Annotated in this window: 21 protein-coding genes and 2 pseudogenes; 15 read left to right on the top strand and 8 right to left on the bottom strand. The window is 67.7% G+C overall.

The window, feature by feature from the left end; genetic code table 11:
* The 12 genes and pseudogenes from G3O00_RS25565 to G3O00_RS25620 form a co-directional block, all read left to right on the top strand.
* Positions 1–245, top strand: a pseudogene (locus tag G3O00_RS25565) (hypothetical protein); the annotation flags it as partial.
* 148 nt (positions 246–393) lie between these two features.
* Positions 394–1,662, top strand: a complete 1,269-nt coding sequence (locus G3O00_RS25570; protein WP_174934315.1) for an ABC transporter substrate-binding protein — start codon at positions 394–396, stop codon at positions 1,660–1,662.
* Positions 1,663–1,851: 189 nt separating this feature from the next.
* Positions 1,852–2,688 (top strand): sugar ABC transporter permease, encoded by an 837-nt coding sequence (locus G3O00_RS25575; protein WP_206144684.1) that lies wholly within the window; start codon positions 1,852–1,854, stop codon positions 2,686–2,688.
* A gap of 1 nt (position 2,689) precedes the next feature.
* On the top strand, positions 2,690–3,520 hold the full coding sequence (locus G3O00_RS25580) for a carbohydrate ABC transporter permease (RefSeq protein ID WP_174934318.1): 831 nt from the start codon (positions 2,690–2,692) through the stop codon (positions 3,518–3,520).
* A gap of 39 nt (positions 3,521–3,559) precedes the next feature.
* Positions 3,560–4,696 carry a sn-glycerol-3-phosphate ABC transporter ATP-binding protein UgpC gene (gene ugpC / locus G3O00_RS25585; RefSeq protein WP_206144685.1) on the top strand — a complete coding sequence of 379 codons (1,137 nt, stop codon included), beginning with the start codon at positions 3,560–3,562 and terminating at the stop codon, positions 4,694–4,696.
* Positions 4,697–4,787: 91 nt separating this feature from the next.
* On the top strand, positions 4,788–5,597 hold the full coding sequence (locus G3O00_RS25590) for a ThuA domain-containing protein (protein ID WP_241025328.1): 810 nt from the start codon (positions 4,788–4,790) through the stop codon (positions 5,595–5,597).
* Positions 5,594–6,742: a Gfo/Idh/MocA family oxidoreductase gene (locus tag G3O00_RS25595; protein WP_206144686.1), complete on the top strand. Its 1,149-nt coding sequence runs from the start codon at positions 5,594–5,596 to the stop codon at positions 6,740–6,742. Before G3O00_RS25590 ends, G3O00_RS25595 begins: the two co-directional genes overlap by 4 nt.
* Before the next feature lie 132 nt (positions 6,743–6,874).
* Entirely contained in the window at positions 6,875–8,293 is a 1,419-nt protein-coding gene (locus tag G3O00_RS25600) for a carbohydrate porin (RefSeq protein WP_206144687.1), read from the top strand.
* A gap of 5 nt (positions 8,294–8,298) precedes the next feature.
* Positions 8,299–9,222, top strand: coding sequence for an aldo/keto reductase (locus G3O00_RS25605; RefSeq protein ID WP_241025329.1), 924 nt, complete (start codon positions 8,299–8,301; stop codon positions 9,220–9,222).
* Between the two features lie 54 nt (positions 9,223–9,276).
* Positions 9,277–10,251, top strand: a pseudogene (locus G3O00_RS25610) (glucokinase); the annotation flags it as partial.
* 349 nt (positions 10,252–10,600) lie between these two features.
* Positions 10,601–12,571: an APC family permease gene (locus G3O00_RS25615; protein WP_206144689.1), complete on the top strand. Its 1,971-nt coding sequence runs from the start codon at positions 10,601–10,603 to the stop codon at positions 12,569–12,571.
* A gap of 294 nt (positions 12,572–12,865) precedes the next feature.
* Entirely contained in the window at positions 12,866–13,186 is a 321-nt protein-coding gene (locus G3O00_RS25620) for a DUF1840 domain-containing protein (protein WP_043179198.1), read from the top strand.
* A gap of 122 nt (positions 13,187–13,308) precedes the next feature.
* Here G3O00_RS25620 and G3O00_RS25625 read toward each other — a convergent pair whose 3' ends face one another.
* From G3O00_RS25625 to G3O00_RS25635, 3 genes are all read right to left on the bottom strand, one after another.
* The gene (locus G3O00_RS25625; RefSeq protein WP_174934326.1) at positions 13,309–13,467 is read right to left on the bottom strand and encodes a hypothetical protein; all 159 of its coding nucleotides are present in this window, start codon (positions 13,465–13,467) and stop codon (positions 13,309–13,311) included.
* Positions 13,468–13,512: 45 nt separating this feature from the next.
* Positions 13,513–13,788, bottom strand: coding sequence for a hypothetical protein (locus G3O00_RS25630; RefSeq protein ID WP_174934327.1), 276 nt, complete (start codon positions 13,786–13,788; stop codon positions 13,513–13,515).
* 76 nt (positions 13,789–13,864) lie between these two features.
* Positions 13,865–14,050 carry a hypothetical protein gene (locus G3O00_RS25635; RefSeq protein WP_011356159.1) on the bottom strand — a complete coding sequence of 62 codons (186 nt, stop codon included), beginning with the start codon at positions 14,048–14,050 and terminating at the stop codon, positions 13,865–13,867.
* 353 nt (positions 14,051–14,403) lie between these two features.
* Here G3O00_RS25635 and G3O00_RS25640 point away from each other — a divergent pair, with 353 nt between their 5' ends.
* Together G3O00_RS25640 and G3O00_RS25645 are read left to right on the top strand one after the other, a co-directional pair.
* Positions 14,404–16,311: a DUF3857 and transglutaminase domain-containing protein gene (locus G3O00_RS25640; RefSeq protein WP_206144690.1), complete on the top strand. Its 1,908-nt coding sequence runs from the start codon at positions 14,404–14,406 to the stop codon at positions 16,309–16,311.
* 56 nt (positions 16,312–16,367) lie between these two features.
* Positions 16,368–16,535, top strand: a complete 168-nt coding sequence (locus G3O00_RS25645; RefSeq protein WP_174934329.1) for a hypothetical protein — start codon at positions 16,368–16,370, stop codon at positions 16,533–16,535.
* Positions 16,536–16,714: 179 nt separating this feature from the next.
* On the opposite strand, the gene G3O00_RS25650 is transcribed toward G3O00_RS25645, so the two are convergent.
* The gene (locus tag G3O00_RS25650) at positions 16,715–17,764 is read right to left on the bottom strand and encodes an AraC family transcriptional regulator (protein ID WP_206144691.1); all 1,050 of its coding nucleotides are present in this window, start codon (positions 17,762–17,764) and stop codon (positions 16,715–16,717) included.
* A 70-nt stretch (positions 17,765–17,834) separates the two neighbouring features.
* Here G3O00_RS25650 and G3O00_RS25655 point away from each other — a divergent pair, with 70 nt between their 5' ends.
* A complete protein-coding gene (locus tag G3O00_RS25655) occupies positions 17,835–19,046 on the top strand; it encodes an MFS transporter (RefSeq protein WP_206144692.1) in 1,212 nt (403 codons plus the stop codon).
* Positions 19,047–19,076: 30 nt separating this feature from the next.
* Here the strand turns inward: G3O00_RS25655 and G3O00_RS25660 are convergent, their stop codons facing one another.
* The 4 genes from G3O00_RS25660 to G3O00_RS25675 all read right to left on the bottom strand — a co-directional run.
* A complete protein-coding gene (locus G3O00_RS25660; RefSeq protein ID WP_206144693.1) occupies positions 19,077–19,922 on the bottom strand; it encodes a helix-turn-helix transcriptional regulator in 846 nt (281 codons plus the stop codon).
* Between the two features lie 48 nt (positions 19,923–19,970).
* A complete protein-coding gene (locus G3O00_RS25665) occupies positions 19,971–20,528 on the bottom strand; it encodes a carboxymuconolactone decarboxylase family protein (RefSeq protein WP_206144694.1) in 558 nt (185 codons plus the stop codon).
* Between the two features lie 132 nt (positions 20,529–20,660).
* Positions 20,661–21,422 (bottom strand): isocitrate lyase/phosphoenolpyruvate mutase family protein, encoded by a 762-nt coding sequence (locus tag G3O00_RS25670; protein ID WP_206144695.1) that lies wholly within the window; start codon positions 21,420–21,422, stop codon positions 20,661–20,663.
* Positions 21,419–22,174 (bottom strand): saccharopine dehydrogenase (locus G3O00_RS25675; RefSeq protein ID WP_206144696.1); only part of this gene is annotated, 756 nt, incomplete at its 5' end. The genes G3O00_RS25670 and G3O00_RS25675, both read right to left, overlap by 4 nt.

The following is a 22,174-nucleotide window of genomic DNA, read 5'->3' on the forward strand; positions in this document are numbered from 1 at the left end:
TCGCGCTGCGCTGGCTGGCCGGGCATGGCCCGGTCGAGCTCGTGCTATCGGACATTTCGCTCGGCGCGAGCGGCAGCGGCATCGCGTTCGCCGCGCGGCTCGCCGAGCGCTGGCCGGCCCAGCGTGTGGCGCTGACCTCGGGCCTGCCGCCCGAGATGCATCAGACGCATCCCGACTGGCGGGCGGACCGGCCGTTCGTGCAGAAGCCGTTCGATCTGGCGGCGCTCGCCGCGCTGCTGGACTGACGCCCGGCGCCGATTGTTTCGATTGTTAATGGCAACGCGTGTTTCCGAAATTTTCGATTAACGGGACGGGTGTTTCATAGCGGTACGGCAACGGCGACGCGGTCGCGACGCCGCGGCGCAAAAATCGAACAACGGACGGAGACACCCTATGACAAAGATCAAGTCGGCCATGCTGGCGATCGCGCTTGCGATGACGGCCGCTACGGCCGGTGCGGCGACGCTGAGGATTGCGTGCGGCACGGCAGGCCTCGACCAGGAAACCTGCCAGGCCGCGGCGAAGCATTGGGCCGAGAAGACCGGCAACGAGGTCGAGCTCATCAGCATGCCGAACAACTCGAGCGAGCAGCTCGCGCTCTATCAGCAGCTCCTCGGCAGCGGATCGGACAAGATCGACGTGATGCAGATCGATGGGGTCTGGCCGGGGATCCTCGCGAACCACCTGGTCGACCTGAAGCCGTACAGCAAAGGTCAGGAAAGCCAGTCGTTCCCGAGCATCGTGGCGAACAACACCGTGAACGGCAGGCTGGTCGCGATGCCGTGGTTCATCGATACGGGCGTGCTCTACTACCGCAAGGACCTGCTCGACAAGTACCGGGCGAAGGTGCCCGCGACGTGGGACGAACTCGACGCGACCGCGCGCAGGATCCAGTCGAGCGAACGGGCCGCCGGCAACGAGAAACTGTGGGGCTTCGTCTGGCAGGGGCGTGCCTACGAAGGGCTCACCTGCGATGCGCTCGAATGGATCGCCAGCTACAACGGCGGCACGGTGGTCGACGACAAGGGGCACGTCACGATCGACAACCCGGGGGCGATCAAGGGGCTCGACCAGGCCGCGAAATGGGTCGGCACGATCAGCCCGAAGGCGGTCCTGAACTACGGCGAGGAAGAGTCGCGCGGCGTGTTCCAGGCAGGCAATGCGGTGTTCATGCGCAACTGGCCGTACGCATTGGCCATCGCCAACCGCGACGGTAGCCCGATAAAAGGCAAGGTCGGCATCGCACCGCTGCCGAAGGGCGGCGCCGATGGTCGTCAGGTCACCTCGCTTGGCGGCTGGCACCTCGCGGTGTCGCGCTACTCGCCCAACCCGAAGCTCGCTGCCGATCTCGTGATGTACATGTCGAGCGCGGAAGTGCAGAAGATACGCGCGGTGCAGGCGTCGTTCAATCCGACGATACCCGCGCTCTACCATGACAAGGACGTCCTCCAGGCCCGCCCGTACATGGCCGACCTGCTGCAGATCTTCAACAGCGCAGTCGCCCGGCCGTCGATGGTCACCGGCGCCAGATACAACCAGGTCAGCAACCAGTTCTGGAATGCCGTTCACGACGTGCTCGCGGGCAGCGACACCGCGGCGAGCGCGCTCGCGAGGCTCGCCGCGTCGCTCAACCGGCTCGCACCGGGCGGCAACTGGCGCTGAGCGCGGCGCCTCACTAGCGATCGACCCGGCCGGCCGACCGACGGCGCCGGCCCTGACGGGAGACTTTTCATGAGAACTGCAAGTGTCCAGATAGACAGGACTCCTCTGTTATCAGAGAGTCCGGCGCGAACGGGAAACGGGCTGGCGAGTGCGCGTCGCCGCCAGGCCTGGCTGCTGGTCGCGCCGGCGATGCTGATGCTGGTGGCGATCGCCGGCTGGCCGCTGTTGCGCACCGCCTGGTTCAGCCTGACCGACGCGCAGCTGTCCGACCTGACTCAGCGGCGGTTCGTCGGCCTCGACAACTACATCGGTGCGGCGGGCGTCCTGCGCGATCCGTCATGGTGGCAGGCGGTGGGCAATACGGTGCTGTTCGCTGTCGTATCGGTGCTGCTCGAAACGGTAGCGGGGATCGGCGTGGCGCTGCTGCTCGATGTGCCGTCGCGGTTGCGTGCGCTGCTGCGCGCGGCCGTGCTGGTGCCGTGGGCGATCCCGACCGTCGTGTCCGCGAAGATCTGGAGCTGGATGCTCAACGACCAGTTCGGCATCGTCAATTCGATGCTGATGGCAATCGGTGCGATTCATGAACCGCTCGCGTTCACCGCCGATGCGCGCCTCGTGTTTCCGACCATCGTGTTCGTCGATGTGTGGAAAACCACGCCGTTCATGGCGCTGCTGATGCTGGCCGCGCTGCAGACCGTGCCGCGCGATTGCTACGAGGCCGCGCGTGTCGACGGCGTCCCGCGCTGGCGGGTATTCCGGTCGGTGACGCTCCCGCTGATCCTGCCCGGCGTGCTGGTCGCGATGATCTTCCGCTCGCTCGACGCATTGCGCGTGTTCGACCTGATCTACGTGATGACGTCGAACAGTCGAGTCACGAAAAGCATGTCGGTGTATGTGCGTGAACAACTGATCGATTTCCAGCAGGTGGGGTTCGGGTCGGCGTCGGCGATGCTGCTGTTCGTGACGATTGTCCTGTTCACCGTCGGATACATGGCCGTCAGCCGGCGCCGGAACCAGGAGGCATGAGATGAAGAAGCATCCGCTAGAGACGGCGGTATACGCGGTGCTGTCGGCGCTCGTGCTGACGGTCGCGCTGTTCCCGCTCGTCTACATGATCGGCACATCCGTCAAGCATGGCGATGCGCTGTTCGATACGTCGCTGTTCCCGGCGAGCCCGTCGCTCGACAACTACCGGCAGTTGTTCCGCGACCAGCCGTTCGGCGCGTACCTGCTGAACTCCGCGTGGGTCGCCGGCGGCGCGGTGGCGCTGTCGCTCGCGGTATCGGTGCTGGCTGCGTACGCGCTCGGCCGCGTGTCGTTTCGCGGGCGCGGCGTCCTGATGATGTGCATCCTCGGCGTGTCGATGTTTCCGCAGGTTGCGATCCTGTCGGGGCTGTTCGAGCTGATCCGCGCGCTTGGCCTGTACGACCGCCTCGGCGCGCTCGTGCTCTCGGACCTGATCTTCACGCTGCCGTTCACGATCTGGATCCTCGTCACGTTCATGCGCGAACTGCCGCGCGAGCTGGAGGAGGCGGCGCTGGTCGACGGGGTCGGCGTGTTCACGCTGATCTTCCGGATCTTCATGCCGCTGCTGCGGCCCGCGCTTGCCGCGACGTCGCTGCTCGCGTTCGTGTCGGCCTGGAACGAGTTCCTGTTCGCACTGACCTTCACGATCTCGTCCGAGCAGCGGACGGTCCCGGTCGCGATCACGATGATTTCCGGCGCGAGCAGCTTCGAGCTGCCATGGGGAACGATCATGGCCGCATCGGTGATCGTCACGGTGCCGCTCGTACTGCTGGTGATGGTCTGTCAGCGTCAGATCGTGTCCGGGCTGACGGCCGGCGCGGTCAAGGGTTGAGCGGGCATAGGCCCGCCGTCGTCAAACAGGAGTGAAAGCATGAGCCAGATCAAGTTGAGCGGTCTTCACAAGCAGTTCGGTGCAACCCCGATCCTCCATGACGTGAACCTGACGGTCGAGCCCGGCGAGTTCTGCGTGTTCATCGGTCCGTCGGGCTGCGGCAAGTCGACGTTGCTGCGGATCATTGCCGGACTCGACGAACAGAGCGCCGGTGACGTATGGATCGACGGGCGCTGCGTCAATGCGCTGGCGCCCGCGCGCCGGGACATCGCGATGGTGTTCCAGAGCTACGCGCTGTATCCGCACATGTCGGTCTACGAAAACATGGCGTTCGGCCTGCGGCACCTGGGTTTGCCGAAAGACGAGGTTGACCGGCGCGTGCGGCTTGCATCCGAATCGCTGCGGCTCGACGAACTGCTCGCGCGCAAGCCCGGTGCGCTGTCCGGCGGCCAGCGCCAGCGCGTCGCGATCGGCCGCGCGATCGTGCGCAAGCCGAAGGTGTTCCTGTTCGACGAACCGTTGTCGAACCTCGATGCCGCGCTTCGCGTGAAGACGCGCGTCGAGATCGCGAAGCTGCATCGCAGCCTGGACAGCACCAGCATGATCTACGTGACGCACGACCAGGTCGAGGCGATGACGCTCGCGGACAAGATCGTCCTGCTGCGTCCGCTCGAAGGGCGGGCCGGCGTCGCGAGCGTCGCGCAGGTCGGCACGCCGCTCGACCTCTATCACCGCCCGGCGAGCCAATTCGTGGCCGGTTTCATCGGCTCGCCGGCGATGAACTTCCTGCCGGCGACCGTCGTGTCGACGGGCGCCCGCGACGTGCGCACGCTGACCGGCGGCCACGCGCTCGTCTCGAGCGTATCGGGCGACGGCCTTGCGTGGGGCGGCGACGTGACGCTGGGCATTCGCCCCGAGCATGTGCGGGTCGGGTCCGGTGACGTGACGGGAGAAGTCGCGCACGTCGAGCAGATGGGCGAACACACCTATCTCTACCTCGATACGCCCCTTGCCACGCAGCCGATCGTCGCGAAGACCGACGCCGCCGGCGCGCGGATCGGCGAGCGTATCCGCGTCGACCTGCCGGCCGGCGCGCTGCACCTGTTTCACCCGGACGGTCGCGCGGCCGTGCGCATGCTGAGCGACGCCGCTGCCGCGGCGCGCGCGACGGCCTGAGCACCACGCTCTAAATCCGGTCACGGTTTTCAGGCGGCCACGGCGCGCGGCCGCTGTCGAATTGGCGCCAACTTATACAAAAAGGATAGTTATGCAAACTAAAAAACTTTCGGTGATCGTCTGGAACGAATTTGAGCACGAACGCGAAAATGCCGGCGTGCGCGCGATCTATCCGGACGGCCTGCACCAGGTAATCGCCAGTGCGCTGGCGGAAACGCCCGCGCTCGGGCATGGCGCGCTGCCGCTGGAGATCGGCGTCGCGACGCTCGACCAGCCGGAGCACGGGCTCGACGAGGCGCGTCTCGACGCGTGCGACGTGCTGATCTGGTGGGGGCACAAGGCGCATGCGAAGGTGTCCGACGAAATCGTCGAGCGTGTGCAGCGCCGCGTGCTCGAGGGGATGGGCCTGATCGTGCTGCATTCAGGGCATTTCTCGAAGATCTTCCGCCGCCTGCTCGGCACGAACTGTTCGCTCAAGTGGCGCGAGGCCGCGGAGAAGGAGCGGTTGTGGGTCGTCGAACCGTCGCATCCGATCGCGGCCGGGCTCGGCGAGTATTTCGAGCTGCCGCACGAGGAGATGTACGGCGAGCGCTTCGATATTCCGCAGCCGGATTCAACGGTATTCATCTCGTGGTTCGAGGGCGGCGAGGTGTTTCGCTCCGGCTGTTGCTGGGAGCGCGGCCACGGCCGGATCTTCTACTTCCGTCCGGGCCATGAAGCCTATCCGACCTATCACGATCGCAATGTGCAACGCGTGATCGCGAATGCCGTGCAGTGGGCCGCACCGCGCGTGAATCTCGCGGATCGTTGCCCGATGTCACCGCCGCTCGAGGTACTCAGCGAGAAGAGCGGGCAGTTTGCGCACGTCGGCATCCAGCAGACCTCGGGAGATCTCGCATGAACGACGACTACAAGGTGGAACTGCCTGAAGCCGCGGTGGTGGCGCGCGGCCGGCGCCTGCGCGTGGGTGTGATCGGGATCGGCATCGGCCGCAAGCATATCGAGGGCTGGCGTGAGCACCCGGACGTCGACGTGGTCGCGATCGCGGATCCCGACGCGAAGCGCATCGAGAAGATCGGCGACGCGTTCGGGATCGAGGCGCGCTACGCGTCGGCGGACGCGATGTTCGCCGCGGAGCGGCTAGACGTGGTCAGCGTCTGCACGCCGAACAAGTTTCATCGCGAGCTGACGCTCGCGGCTTTCGATGCCGGCTGCCATGTGCTGTGCGAGAAGCCGATGGCGCTGAACGCGGACGAGGGGCGCGAGATGCTGATCGCCGCGCAGCGTGCCGGCAAGCGGCTGATGATCAACTTCTCCTACCGTTTCAGCGCGCAGTCGCGCGCGTTGAAGGCGCAAGTCGACGGTGGCGTGTTCGGCGATTTCTACTTCGGTCGCACCGTCTGGCACCGCCGGCGCGGGATGCCGGGCTTCGGCGGCTGGTTCGGCACGAAGGCGCTGGCGGGGGGCGGGCCGCTCATCGATCTCGGCGTGCATCGCCTCGATCTCGCGCTGTGGCTGATGGGCTATCCGAAGCCCGTCTGGGTGATGGGCAGCACCTACGATCCGATTGCACGCGCGCTTGCGGCGCGTGCCGGCAAGGCCTTCGACGTCGAGGATCTGGCCGCGGCGATGATCCGTTTCGACAACGGCGCGACGCTCGCGCTCGAGGCGTCGTGGGCCACCCATATCCAGGAGGCGGAGCTGATGGAGACGCGCCTGCTCGGCACGCGCGCCGGGCTGCTGCAGAAGAACCTGAACGAAGGCTACACGTTCGATGCGCACATCTTCATCGAGCAGCACGGCGCACAGTTCGACATGCATCTGAATCCGCCCGCCGACGGCGCGCGTTCCGCGATGTACGACTACGCGGAGGCGATTCTGTGTGACGTGCCGCATCCCGCGCCGGGCGAGGAAGGGTTGATCGTGATGGAGATTCTCGACGCGATCTATGCGAGCGCGGCAGCGGGCGAACCGATCCGCATCCATGCACCGCAACCGGCGAGCGGCAATGCGTCGCCGGTGCTCGACCTCGATGTAGCCGGCTGACGGGCGGCATGCCGACGCGGCGTGTCAGTCGCGCCGGCATGAGGTAAACGGGACGGACGACCCGGCATCAATACACATTCGACGACGCCGCGCATCGTACGCGGCGCGCATCCAACGTTTGGAGACACCTTCATGTTCGACGAAGCAAGCCGCGCGGCCCGCCGCCGCGTGCATAGGCCTTTCCGACTCGCGCGGCTCGCCGCCGCCTGCTCGCTGACCGCCGCATCGATGACGTTGCACGCCGCCCCGGATCCCGTCGCAACCGTGGCCGCCGATGCCGGTGCGGACGCGCTCGCGCTGTCGACCGGCGTCGTGCCGGCCGACACCAGCCCGGCCAACGTGGTCACGCCGACGCCGTCGTCGGTGTGGAATCAGCTGACACCCTGGACGCAGTTCCACGGCTATATGCGGGCCGGTGTCGGGACGAGCGACAGCCATTCGCAGGCCTGCTTCCAGTTGCCCGGCGCACCGAGCAAATATCGGCTCGGCAACGAATGCCAGGTCTACGGCGAACTGGAGATCGACCAGACGCTCTACAAGTTCTCGAACGGCATGCAGCTTTCCGCGGTAGGCATGGTGAGCCTCGTGAACGATCTTGATCGTCTGCCGACCTTCAACGGCAACCACGGCCAGATCCGCCTGCCGCAGTCGTATGTGCAGCTCACCGACATTCCCGGGCTCGACGGCACGCGAATCTGGTTTGGCCGCATCTACTACCGGCGTAACGACGTCCACACCAACGATTTCTTTTACTGGAACCCGAGCGGCCTCGGCGCCGGCATCGAGAACGTGCCGATCGGCGGCGGCCTGAAACTCAGCTATGCGCTGTTCCGCGAAGACTACATCGATCAGCCCAACTACGCGACGCGCCACGACCTGCAACTGTCGGGCGTGCACCCGAACCCCGGCGGCGAACTGCAGTTCGGGCTGTCCTACATCCCGGCCCGCGCACCGGTGCTGAATGCGGGCGGCATGCTGCAGGACGCGCACAGCGGCTGGTCGTTCACGATCCAGCACGTGCAGACCAACCTGCTCGGCGGCAAGAACAAGCTCGCGTTCCAGTACGGCGTCGGCCCGGGCACGGGCCTCGGCTATATGGGAACGCTGACCAACGACAACCGCTACAAGAGCTTGCGCGTGCTCGACGCGTTCGACTGGCAGGTGACGCGCGACTTCGGCGGACAGGTGGTCGGCATCTACCAGCGCGACATCGCGCCGTCGGGCGGGTCGCAGACCTGGGTATCGATGGGTGTGCGGCCGGTGTATGCGTTCACGCAGCACATCAAGCTGCAGGGCGACCTCGGGCACGATCGCGTGACGCCGTCCGGCGGCCCGACGCGCACGCTGCTGAAGGCGAGCGTCGCGCTGACGCTCGCAATGGACCGCTCGTTCTGGTCGCGGCCCGAATTCCGCGTGTTCTACACGTATGCGCGCTGGAACCAGGCCGCGCAGGATGCGGCGGCGCCCGGGGATCCGCTGTCGACGACGGGTATCTTTGGCACGTCGCGTACGGGTTCGACGGTCGGCGCGCAGGTCGAATGGTGGTGGTGAGCGCGATGACGGAACGTTGTACGACGATATCGATGGGTGCCGATGCCGCGCCGTTCTCGCGCATCGTGTTCGGGATGTCGCGGATCGGCGACTGGGCGTTGTCGGTTCGCGTGCGTCGCGCGCTGATCGAGGCAGCGCTGGAACTCGGCGTGACGAGTTTCGACCATGCGGACATCTACGGCGACTATACGGCCGAGGGCCTGTTCGGCGACGTGCTGGCCGATGCACCACACCTGCGCGAACGGATGCAGATCATCACGAAGTGCGGGATCCGGCTCGTATCCGAGCGCCGGCCCGCGCACGGGATCAAGCACTACGACACGCGGGCCGCGCATGTCGTCGCATCGGTCGAGCAGTCGCTGCGTGCGCTGCGTACCGACCGGCTCGACGTGCTGCTGCTGCATCGTCCCGATCCACTGATGGATGCCGACGAAGTCGCGACGACCTTTGCCGCGCTCCGGCGTGACGGAAAGGTGAGGGAATTCGGGATATCGAACTTTACGGCGGCGCAGGCAGCGTTGCTGCAAGACCGGATGGCTGCGCACGGGATGTCGCTCGCGACGAACCAGGTCGAATGTTCGCTGCTGCATCTCGCGCCGCTCGACGACGGCACGTTCGATCAGGCGCAGCGCTGGCGCTGTCCGCCGATGCTGTGGTCGCCGCTCGCGGGCGGACGCCTGTTGACCGATGCGTCGCCCGTCGCGACGCGCGTGCGCGCGACCGCGGCGTGGATCGGCGACGCGCTTGGCGTGTCGGCGACGACGGTCCTGTTCGCGTGGCTGCTCGCGCTACCGTGCCGGCCGCTACCGGTCGTCGGGTCGGGCCGGATCGCGGCGCTGCGCGAAGCGGTGGACGCGACCCGCATCCCGCTCGGGCGCGAGCAGTGGTTCGAGCTGCTGAGCGCGGCGCGCGGTGTGGAGGTGCCGTGACCGTTGCGATCGACACATGATGACAACTCTGGAGAGACGATGAGCGAAGCGACCATGGATGGCCATCCGGTTGCGCCGTGCGGCGTGCGCACCGGCGAACCCCGCTTGCTGGCGGACATCGGCGGCACGCACGCGCGCTTCGCGCTGGAGACCGCGCTCGGCGGGATCGGCGACGTGCGCGTCTATCGATGCCGCGCCCATGCCGGTGTGGACGACGCGGTGCGCGCGTTCCTGCGCGATGCTGGCGACGTGCGGGTGCGCGACGCCGCGATCGCGATCGCCAATCCCGTGGACGGCGACATGGTCAGCATGACCAATCATGACTGGCGCTTCTCGATCGACGCGACGCGCCGTGCGCTCGGATTCGACACGCTGCGCGTCTTCAACGACTTCGCGGCGTTGGCGATGGCCGTGCCGCATCTGTCCGCGGAACAACGGCGGCAGGTCGGCGGCGGGCACGCGGCGCCCGCGGGTACGATCGGCGTGCTCGGCGCCGGAACAGGGCTGGGCGTCTCGGCACTCGTGCGCGCGGGCGACGCATGGGTGCCGTTGTCCGGCGAGGGCGGGCATGTGTCGTTTGCGCCTGCCGACGCACGCGAGGCCGACGTGCTGCACTACGCGCGGACGCGCTGGCCGCACGTATCGTTCGAGCGGCTGGTCGCGGGGCCCGGCATCGCGGTGATTCACGCGGCGCTCGCGGCGCGCGACGGCTACGACGCATCCGGGGCCGATACGGCCGCCATCATCGATCGTGCGCTCGACGGAGACGCACGCAGCGCGGCGACCCTCGAGTGCTTCTGCGGCATGCTCGGCACGTTCGCGGGCAATCTGGCTCTGACCCTCGGCGCGACCGGCGGCATTCATATCGGTGGAGGCGTCGTACCGCGCCTCGGCGCATGGTTCGATGCGTCGCCGTTTCGTGACCGTTTCGAGGCGAAGGGGCGCTTTGCAGGTTATCTCGCGAAGATTCCGACCTTCGTGATCACCGCACCGCATCCGGCCTTCGTCGGCGTGTCGCGCCTGCTCGCCCGCGCGTTGGGCGAGGCCGGCTGACGCGTTGCACGGGCCGCCGAGTCCTTGTGCAAAGGTTGCCTCCCGACGAGCATCGATCGGTTGGAAGCTCGCGTTGCCACGCATGCTCGTCCTGTTGCATGTCGATCGACCGTGCCGCCGCCGCGGGCAACACGTGCGTGCCGCGGCCGCACGGTCATCTCCCGTCCGTGTGGTTGTCACTCGACTGTCTGAAACGTGTCGGCGTGCTGAAAGCAATCCGGCCGTGTGCGACGCCGGCTTATGGAATACGCCGACTGGAAGTTGTCCCGGAACTCATTTACTTTTAAGACAGTGTCGCCTATACGTCGGGCGTTCCGGAGGAGTCGTGACCGCATTCCAGAAGGTGTGGCAGTTGCTCGTCGGAAAGCCGCTCGACCCGCTCGATCCGCGCACGCGGCATGCGATCGCCGTGACGCCGCTGCTGGCCTGGGTCGGGCTCGGCGCCGACGGGTTATCGTCGTCGTGCTACGGCCCGGAGGAGGCGTTTCTCGCGCTCGGCCAGCACCATGCGCTCGCGCTGTTCCTCGCACTTGCGACCGCCGCAACCGTGTTCATCATCGCGCTCGGCTACAACCAGGTGATCGAGCTGTTCCCGACGGGCGGCGGCGGCTACCGCGTCGCGACTTCGCTGCTCGGTTCGAAGCCGGGGCTCGTGTCGGGCGCTGCGCTGCTGGTCGACTACGTGCTGACTGTCGCGACGTCGCTCGCAAGCGGCGTCGACGCGTTCTTCAGCCTGTTGCCGGTGAGCGCGCAGGCATTCAAGCTCACGACCGAGATCGTGCTGATCCTGATGATGACGGGGCTCAATTTCCGCGGGATGCGCGAATCGATCATGGTGCTGCTGCCGATCTTCATCGGCTTCGTGATCCTGCACTTCGCGCTGATCGTGTACGGCGTCGCCGTGCACGGCAGCAACCTCGCGATGATCGTGCCCGATGCCGTGCACGAAGCGCACGGGATGTCGCAGTCGCTCGGCGTATTCGTGATGCTCGCGCTGCTGATGCGTGCGTTCTCGCTCGGCGGCGGCACCTATACGGGCCTCGAGGCCGTGTCGAACAACGTGAACATGCTGGCGGACCCGCGCGTGCCGAACGGCAAGGTGACGATGTGGTACATGTCGACATCGCTCGCGTTCACGGCCGGCGGCATCATCCTGCTGTACATGCTGTGGCATGCGAAGCCCGTCGACGGCGAGACGCTCAACGCGGTCGTGTTCGGCAGCGTGATCGACCATCTCGGGCTCGGTTCGGCGTTCGCGCGCCACGCATTGCTCGCGGCCGTGCTCGCGTTCGAGGCCGGGCTGCTGCTGGTCGGCGCGCAGACGGGCTTTCTCGACGGCCCCGCCGTGCTGTCGAACATGGCGTCGGATTCGTGGGTGCCGCGCCATTTCCGCGACCTGTCGGGGCGCCTCGTGCGGCAGAACGGCATCATCGTGGTCGGGCTGTCGAGCCTGCTGATCCTCTTGTGGACGCACGGCAGCGTCGACGTGCTCGTCGTGCTGTACAGCATCAACGTGTTCCTCACGTTCAGCATGTCGCTGCTCGGGCTGTGCACGTACTGGTGGCGCCATCGTCGCGAACAGGGCTGGTTCAAGCACTTCTTCCTGTCAGCACTCGGGCTGAGCGTGACGGCGACCGTGCTCGTCATCACGCTGATCGAGAAGTTCACGGCGGGCGGCTGGCTCACGGTGCTCGTGACGAGCGCGGTGATCGCGCTGTGCTTCATGATCAACCGCCACTACGCCTATACGCGCCTGCAGCTCGCCAAGGAGGACGAACTGTTCTCGGGAAAGCCGCCCGAGATCGACGAGGCCACCGCGCCGGGCAAGCCCGACCCGTTGCAGCCGACGGCCGTGCTGCTGGTCGGCAAGCATCGCGGCGCGAGCATGCACGCGCTGCTGTGGGTCAACCGGCTGTTTCCCGGGCACTTCCGCAACGTGATCTTCCTCGCGGTCGGCGAAGTCGACGCGAAGGCGTACGACGGCCACGAACATCTCGAGCGGCTGCGCCATACGATCACCGAATCGCTCGACTACTATGTCGCGCACTGCCGCCGCCACGGCATCGCGGCCGACTACCGGATCGCGTTCGGCACGAATCCCGTCGTCGAATTCATGAACCTCGCGTCGTCGACGCTCGACGAGTATCCGAACTCGGTATGCTTCGCGAGCAAGCTGATCTTCCGTCGCGTGAATTTCCTCACGGCCTGGCTGCACAACCAGACGCCCGTCGAGCTGCAGGCGCGCCTGCACGTCGAGGGCAAGCAGATGGTGTTGTTGCCGATGAATGTCGGGTAGCGGTGCGCGTCGCCCGAGACCGCGGGTGACGGCGTCGCCGTACACTTACAGACCATTCAGGGTCTGTACGCTTGAATACATCACAATGTGATATAAAATCAAAGCAGGCCCTGTTGGCATCCGGCCTTTACGCCACAAACGAACCCGGCCGCGCGACGCGCGCATCGTGCCGGGCGAACGTCCGGTTCAGAAGAACGGGCGGCGCTTACGCGCAGCGGGATGGCCACCGGGCCTCGCCGCGACCGGCGGCACGATGCGCCGTACGGTTCGCGGCGACGACAAGGGGAAATGACGATGCTGATCACGTTTCGATCCTCCGCCGCACCCGATATCGTGATGCTGCGCGACCTGGCGCAGTATCTGCTGGGGCTGGTCGGCAAGGGGCTCGACGTCCGCGGCGTGATTTCCACCGACGAGTTGCCAGGTGCGATCGCGCGGCTCGAACAGGCCATCAGGGACGATGCGGCGCGCGAACGCGCACACGAGCATTCGACGCAGGCGCTGCGCGACGATGTGTCGCCGCATGCGGGCGGGCTCGCGCAGCGCGCGTGGCCGCTGCTGGACATGATGCGTGCGGCTCACGAACAGGGGCGGCACGTGATGTGGGGCGTGTAGGCGCGCATCGCGCGTCGCGCCCGCGGTACCGGACCTCCGCTGGAAGGCCGGCGGCATGCGCGTCGTTCGATGCGCGGCCGCCGGCCGATTTTTATGCGCGGTGCGATTCCGCGCTGACGCGATTACGGATGACGATGCGGATGCGAGCGTGACGAGCGTCGCGCGGGCCGGTGCAGCAGCTTGTCGCGCGTGCGGTCGCGGCCGCGCCCGGCCGTGAAGAACAGCACCGCGAACACGAGGAGCGCGAGCAGCAAGAGCGTCTGGACGATACCGTGTTCCATGTCGCCTCCAGCATGACGAGGGACGAAGGGCGCCGCGGCCGGCCGTCAGCCGGCGGGCATGAACGTGTCGGCAAGCATCGTGTCGATGAAGCGCTTGGCCAGCGCGATCGAGATCCTGAGCGCGTCCGCGTCGTTGCGGAACACGTGATGTTTCGGGTCGAGCAGATGCGCTTCGTGGCATCCGCGCGCGTCGCGCCACACCACGACGGCGAGCGGCTCGTACAGCGCGCCGAGTTCGAGCCCTTCGCCGGCCACCGGGTCGACGAGCGCGACCGCGCGAATGCCGCACTGTCGATAGGTCAGGCAGAGCGGCGAAGCCATGACGGCCTCCGTGTCAGGCGCCGGTCGTTCCGACCCCGCACGGCGCGTGGTCGGAGGAATGAGCGCCGGGGCGTGTTCACGTCAGCATCGGCATCGCTTCGATCAGCACGATGCCCAGCAACGCGCCGAGCGCGGCGCCGACCAGCTTCGGATGCCACCGTTCGAGATGCAGCGCTGTCAGCAGCGCGCCGAACAGGATCACGCCCAGCAGCGCGAACGCGATCACGAGGTAGCCCATTTCGAAGTCGCTATTGATCAGCATGATGTCTCCTTCCTCATGTCGGTGTGTCGCGTTCGGCGAAGTGGTGTTTCGCCGACGTCACACGCATGGATGATCTGCCTGAATTATATATCACAACATGATACAAATGGCGCGCTAGCCCGGAGCAGGATGTACATGGTCGGCAATGGCGGCGTGGCGACGCTGGAGCGGCACGCCTGGCCGGCGCGCAGCCTCGCCGCTGCGCGGCTTGACGCTCGCCGGCACGTCACCCACACTGGTTCGCACGACGGGCACGCGGCCCATGACTTGTCACGTGCCCGTCATGCGGATCGAACCATCCGCGCCGGCGCGCAGCCCTGACGCCCGGCAATGAACGCGCGGAGCGCTTCGACGTGGTGCTTTTTCCTTCCGGATGGACCGGCCGCCTGCTCGCCTGCGCCGTCGCGCTCGGCGCCGGCGCGGCCATGGCCGAGGTGCGCGACCCAGGTGCCGCACGCGACACGGGCGGCGACGCGCCCGTCACGGTCGTCAGCGATGTCCACGAATTCGTGATCCAGCACGACGGCGCGCTCGACGAGCACGACGATTCGACGCTGCGCGCGAACGATGCAAACGGTATCGATGCCATCGCGCAGCGCTACGTGTGGTTCGACAAGAATCTCGAGAAGGTGGACCTGCTCGCGGCCGAGACGATCGATCGCGACGGGGTCGCGCATCCGGTCGGCACGGACGGCATCCGTGACGTGCAGGAACCGCGCTCGGCCGGCGCGCCGACGTTCCAGGACGGGCTGCTGCGCACCGTCGTGTTTCCCGGCGTCGAAGCCGGGTCGAGCACGCGCGTGGCGTTCCGCAAGACCCGCACGAAGCCGGTCAACCGCGGCTACTTCGGCTATACCGTGGAGCCGTCGCGCGAGCCGGTCGACAGCCAGCGGCTGATCTTCGACGTGCCGGCCGACATGCCGCTGTACGCGGATGCGCGCGGCTACGTCGCGCTGCCGCCGGTCACCGCGAACGGCCGCACGCGCTACGAATTCGACTACCGGCACGGCCCGTACGACCGCATCGAGAACGGCGCGGTCGGCTACGCGACCTACGGCGACCGGCTCGTCGTGTCGACGCTGCCCGACTATGCGGCGTTCGCTGCGCGCTATCGCAACGCGGCCGTCGATCCGGGCGCGGCCGATCCGGCCGTCGCGCAACTGGCGCGCACGCTCACCGCGGGCGTGGCCGATCCGCGAGACAAGGCGCGCATCCTGTACGACTGGGTGCAGGCGAACATCCGCTACGTCGGGTTGTTCCTCGGCGAAACGGCTGCCGCGCCGCATCGCGTGACGGACATCCTGCGCAACCGCTACGGCGACTGCAAGGATCATGTCGCGCTGTTCGGCGCGCTGCTCGCGGCGGTCGGCATTCGCAGCGAACCGGTGCTGCTCAACCTCGGGTCCGTCTACACGCTGCCGTCGGTGCCCGGCTACGGCGGCGGTGCGATCAATCATGCGATCACGTGGCTGCCCGATCTCGCGCTTTTTGCGGATACGACGACGGCCGGCATCGCATTCGGCTATTTGCCGCCGATCGTGATGGACCGTCCTGCACTGCTCGTCGACACGGGCGTGCTGTCGCGCACACCGGCCACGCAGCCGCGCGGCCGCATCGCGCGGGTCGAGATCGATGCGGCCGGGCCGGGTGCCACGCGTTTTCAGGCATACATCGAGGACGACGGCTGGACGGCCGAACTCGAGCGCAACCTGTTTCGCCGCGCGACACCCGACGGCATCGCGCAGCTCGCGAACAACCGATTGCGGCAGAGCGGCTTGCGCGGCCGCGCGCAACTGTCGACCAGCGACCGGCGTGTAACCGACGGGCCGTTCGACGTGACGATGGCGGGCACGCTCGATCATTTCGTGTGGCCTGACGGCACGACTGCGTTGCCCGCGCTGTCGAGCCTGACGGGCGGCATCGCGACACAGGTCGAGAACTGGCTCGCCGAGCCCGTGCGCACGCAGCCATGGGGCTGCATCGGCGGTACGTTCGACGAGACCGGCCAGATCGCGCTGCCGGCGGACGTCGCGGTGACCGACCTGCCGGCCGATACGGCCGTGCACGACCGCTTCGTCGACTTCACGTCGCATTACGTATTCGATGCGGCCGCGCGCGCCGTGCAGGTCACACGGCGGATGACGGCGAATTTCGGCCGTCAGGTGTGTACGCCGGACGAATTCACGGCGCTGCGCGCGTCGCTCGAACGCATCGAACGCGACACGCAGGCGCAGATCGTCGTGCGTGCGAAAGGGCGTTGAACGGGCAGGGGAAGTGAGCGCGTCGATGTCATCGGTCGACGCGCAGGAGGAACATCATGACGGAACGGGACTACGAGATCGCCGATCTCTCGAAGGATTTGCTGGGCCGGATCGTGCAGGGCACCGTGGCGAGCGGGGCAGTCGTGGATGCCGAGCAGTGTGCGGCGCTTGCGGTGCAGTGCGCGACGGCGCTGGTCGACCGGCTGGCAGCGCGCAGCGACTGAGCGCTGCGGTCACACGTGGCGGCGATTTGCGCGACGCGTGGCGGCAGACGCGAGCATCACGCGTCACGCATTACGCTTCGATGGGCACGTAGCACGTAGCGACTGAGCGCTGCCGTCCCGCGTGATGACGATGACTTGCGCGACGCCAGGCAACCGCCGTGAGCATCACGTGTCACGCATTACGCCTCGACACGCACCTCGCCGTCCGCGCGCACGGCGCCCGGCGGCTTGCCCACCACGCGCTTGAACGCGCGGCTGAACGCGGCGAGCGAGCCGTAGCCGAGCCGGTACGCGACGGCCTCGATCGTCTCGTGGTCGCGCGTGATCCATTGCGCGGCGAGCCGCATCCGCAGCTCGGTCAGGTAGCGCACCGGCGTCATCCCGGTGGCCGCGAGAAAGCGTTCGGCGAACACCGAGCGCGACACGCCTGCTTCGGTCGCGAGTTCCGCCACGCTCCAGTTGCGGCCCGGATCGCGATGCAGCGCGACGATCGCGCGGCCGAGCTTCGGCTCGCGCAGCGCCTGCACCCAGCCTGTCGCATCACCGCATCCGCACTCGACCCAGCCGCGCACGATGAACGCCGCGACCACATCCGCGAGCCGCGCGAGGATGCCCGCGAAGCCCGCACGGGCCGAGCACGCTTCGCGCTCCATCGCATCGAGCATCGGGCGAATTTCCGGGTAGCGCGCGAGCAGCGTGCCGACGTGCATGAACTCGGGCATCGTGCCGACGAGCGGCTGCATGCCGCCGAGATCGAGCTCCATGCACGCGCTGAAGATCAGCGCATCGCCGGCGCCCGGCTCGGTCGCCGCGCAACTGGCGGGCGACACGCCGGCCGACGCCACCGACGCCACCGTATCGCAGATCTTCGCGACCTCGAAGCCGTTGATCTCGCGACACGGTGCATCGGGGTCCGACACCAGCGCGTGCACGCCGCCGTGCGGCAGCAGGATCGCGTCGCCGGCCTCGAGCCGCATCGTGTCGCCCGACGCGTCGCGCAGCAGCACGGGCCCGCGCCCGACGAAATGGAACTGCGCGCGGCCCGTCTCATGGCCGAAGTTCAGCCCGAATGGCCTTGCGACCTGGATGCGGCGGTACTGGACGCCGCTCAGGCGCATCCCCAGCAGCAGCTCGCTGACGAGGTCGTGCACGTCGGGGATGGGTGGAAGCAGGGGCTCGGACATGTCGAGATTCGGACGTTCGATCAACAAGAACGGATTGTATGTCATAGACCGTCCTGACGTGGTTCCTTACGATACGCCCTCATCAGTACTTTCCCTAACCGACACGGAACCACGCATGAATCCCGGAATCTCCACGGCCGCCTCGACGGCGGCCCCCCGCGAACCGGCCTGGGGCGCGGTATTCGCGATGACGCTCGGCGTGTTCGGGCTCGTCACGGCCGAATTCCTGCCCGCCAGCCTGCTGACGCCGATGGCCGAGAGTCTCGGCGTGACCGAAGGCGTGGCCGGACAGGCCGTCACGGCCACTGCGACGGTCGCGCTGGTCACGAGCCTGCTGATCTCGGCGCTGACGCGCACGATCGACCGGCGGCGCGTGCTGCTCGTGTTCTCGGTGCTGCTCGTCGCGTCGAACCTGGCGGTCGCGTTCGCGCCCAACCTGACGCTGCTGCTGATCGGCCGCGTCGTGCTCGGTATCGCGCTCGGCGGCTTCTGGACGATGGCGACGGCCACCGCGATGCGGCTCGTGCCGACGTCGATGGTGCCGCGCGCGTTGTCGATCATTTTCAGCGGGGTAGCGGTCGCGACGATCGCGTCCGCGCCGATGGGCAGCTACTTCGGCCACCTGATCGGCTGGCGCAACGTGTTCCTGATCGCGGCCGCGCTCGGCGGCCTCTCGTTCGTGTCGCAGGTCGTCACGCTGCCGTCGATGCCGCCGAGCGGCACGACGCGGCTGCGCACGCTGATCGACGTGCTGCGCCGGCCGACCGTCGGCCTCGGCATGTTCGCGACGATCCTCGTGTTCACCGGGCATTTCGCATTCTTCACGTACCTGCGGCCGTTCCTCGAGCAGGTCGCGGGCGTCGGTGTGAACGGGCTGTCGGCGATCCTGCTCGGCTACGGCATCGCGAACTTCGTCGGTACGTCGCTCGCCGGCCGCGTGCTCGAACACCGGTTGCGGCCGATGCTGATCGGGATGCCCGCGCTGATGGTCGTGCTCGGCGTCGCGCTCGTCGCGCTCGGCCGCGCGCCGATGATCGACGCGGTGCTCGTCGCGTTGTGGGGGATGGCGTTCGGCGGCGTGCCGGTCGCGTGGTCGACGTGGGTCACGCGTACCGTGCCCGATGAGGCCGAGAGCGCGGGCGGGCTGATCGTCGCGGCGATCCAGCTGGCGATCGCGACGGGCGCGGCAGCCGGCGGCGTCGTATTCGACGCGAACGGTGCGGCCGGCGTGTTCGTTGCCGCAGCCGTCGTGCTGGCCGTCGCGGTGGCGACGATCGTGACCGGTGTGCCGAAGCGGGTCGGCGTGGTGCCCGCGCTGGCGGAATGACCGGCACCGGCGGGCCGCCCGGCCCGCCGCTCAGCGCACCGGTGTGTGCGTGTCGAGCAGTTGCCGGTGGCGCGTTTCGGTCGCGTCATCGGCGGGGAACATGCACTCCATGCGCAACTCCTGGGCGGCGGCGCTTTGCGGCGTCCCCACTGTCGTGACCAGCGAGAAGTAACGCAGCACGACGCCTTCGTGCACGAAGCCGATCGGGATGACCGGCAGCGACGGTGCGGCGGCCGGTGCCGGCGGCGTTTTCCAGTCGCGCGGCGCATCGGGGCTGGCGAGCAGGTCGTCGAGCAACTGCCGTGTGTCGTCATCGATCACGCGCCCGACCGATTCGCGATGCACGCGCTGCAACAGGCTGCGCGACACCGTCTCCCAGTCGGCCAGGAACGGCCGCATGCCGTGCGGATCGAACATCAGGCGCAGCAGGTTGCGCGGGCCGTCGCGCGCGGCCATGTCGATGAAGCAGCCAAAGAAGCGCGGCGCCGCGTCATTGGTCATCAGCACGTTCCAGTGGCGGTCCATCACGATTGCCGGAAACGGATCGTGCTGGCGCACGACTCGTTCGAGCGCGCCGATCACCCCCTGCATCTCCTGCGCATCCCACGGCGCTTCCGAATACACGGGCGCGTAGCCGGCCGCGAGCAGCAGTGCGTTGCGCTCGCGAAGCGGCACGTCCAGCGTTTGCGCGAGCGTCAGCAGCGTGTCGCGGCCCGGCACGCTGCGTCCGCTTTCGATGAAACTGATCTGGCGCTGCGAGATGCCCGCGTCGAGCGACAGGTCGAGCTGGCTCACGCCGCGCACGTCGCGCCAGTAGCGCAGCAACTGGCCCAGTTCGTGCGGCGGCGCGTGCGGTTCGCGGCGGCTGGCGTTCATCGTGCCTCCCAGGGCGTTCCGTGAGCGACGCGATCGACTATATCGGACTCACGCGGCGTCCGCATGCCATGCGAATGCGTCGAACGGCGCTTCGAGCGCGGGCTTCGTCACGCTGCCGACGTAGTTCGTGATCGTCGATGCGGCGACCACCGCGATCACTTCCAGCAACTGCTCGTCGCTGAAGCCGGCGTCGAGGAACGCTTGCCGGTCGGCATCGGCCATGCGACCGCGTGTGTCGATCAGCTTGCGTGCCGTGGCCGACAGCGCGGCCAGTTGCGCGTCGGCTGGCAGGGCGCCGTGGCGGATCGCGTCGACGTCGGCGTGGGTCACACCCTGTTTCAGCGCAAGCGCGGTATGGAACGCGACCGGCCATTCGCTCGCGTTCGTGACCGCGTTGGTGGGCAGGAGTGTCTGGATCTGCGGCTCGGTGAGGCTGCTCGCGTGCACGCGCTCGAACAGGCCGATGAAGCCGTTGATCAGCACCGGCGATGCGGCCATGGCCGCCGCGATGTTCGGGACGATGCCGAAGGTTTGCTGGAGCTGCTGGAGGACGGGCTTCGAGGCGGCCGGTGCCGAGTTGATGGTGTGAAGCGGGTAGGCGGACATGATGTCTCCGGGGTGGTGAGCGCCGCCGGAATGGCGGCGCGACACCCGAAGCGTAGGAGCGGCCGTGTCGTGCGCCAATTACATGCAATGTAATCAGTCGATGCGCGCGAGGCCGTCCGCTCTGCGAATCTGTCAGCCGCCTTGCCTGACCATCTCCGCCAGCGTCTTCATCGCCTGCAGGTACGGATACGGCCCGTGACTGATGCGGGCCACCCCGTATTCCGCGAATTCGGCGAGCGTCGGCGTTGCCGAGACGCGCATCACGTTCACCGGCAACGGCGACGCGGCCGTTAGCGCGCGAATGAGCGCCGGCGAGCGCAGCCCCGGCACGAACAGGCCATCGGCACCGGCCGCGGCATAGGCGCGCGCGCGGGCCAGCGTGGCGTCGAGCAGGCGCTCGTCGTGCGTGTCGGCCGGCGCCTTGAAGAACACGTCGGTGCGCGCGTTGATGAAGTAGTCGGCGCCCGCGCGATCCGCAGCCTGCCGTGCTGCCGCGAGACGGGCCGCCGCTGCGTCGACGTCACGCAATTCGCCGGTCGCCGGGAAGCTGTCTTCGAGGTTGCAGCCGATCGCGCCGGCCTTGATGCTGAGCGCAATCGTTTCGGCGACATCTTCCGGCCGCTCGCCGTACCCGCTTTCGAGATCGACGGTGACCGGCAGGTCGGTCGCGCGTGTGATCCGCTCGAGCACTTCCATCATCAGCGCGCGCGGCATCTGCTCACCGTCGACGAAACCGTTGGCCGCCGCGACCGACCAGCTGCCGGTTGCCAGCGCGACGGCGCCCGCGTCGGCCGCCGTGCGCGCGCTGCCGGCGTCCCACACGTTGAACAGCGCCAGCGGCTGGCCCGCGCGGTGAAGCGAACGGAAATACGCGCCCTTCTCATTGCTGCTCATGCTTGCGTCTCCTTGTGGAAAACCGGATCGGTTGTCGTGCCGAACGATACTGCCACCGTATCGAGCGCCGCGAGGAAATCGCGCGCGTCGAACAGCTCGCCGAGACTGCGCACGCCGCCCGACGCCACGGTATTGCCGACTATCAGCCGCACTGCTGCCTCGACGATGATCGGTGCGCTGACCGCATAGATGTCGCGCCCGGACGCCGTCGCGCGGTGCGTCGTACCGCCTTGCACGACGATCGCGTCCATCGCGAACTGCTGCGCCGAGCGACCCATCTCGTCGGTCGCCTCGGGCGGCGGCGTGGCCGTATCGCGCACGTCGCGCAGCGCGACGGTGGCGAGCCACGACGCGATCGTATCGATGCGCAGGTGACGCGACAGTGTCATCACTTCCGAAAATGGCAGCAACGTCACGTCGACGCGGCCGATCGGCGGCGGGAACGGCCACGCGCGTTCGAGCGCGGTCGACGGCACCGGCGTTGGCTTCCCGTCCTTCTGTACGAGGCGCACTGCGCGATTGCGTTCGCCCGTCACGCGCGTGCCGCGCGTCGGGTGCCAGCGGTCGAGCCCGGTCGCGACATCGACGCGCTCGATCGGCTGGTGCTTGTCCGCGACGGCCGTGACGAGCAGGTCGGCCAGGCCGCCGTAGAACGCCGCGGCCGGCACGAGGGTCACGCCCGCGGCGCGTGCCCGCGCGTCGCCGTGTTCGGCCAGCGCCAGCACCGACGGCTGCTCGGCGGTCAGGTCGAG

Origin of the sequence: Burkholderia sp. Ac-20384 (genome assembly GCF_017104605.1) — a bacterium.
Classification (GTDB): Bacteria; Pseudomonadota; Gammaproteobacteria; order Burkholderiales; family Burkholderiaceae; genus Burkholderia; species Burkholderia lata.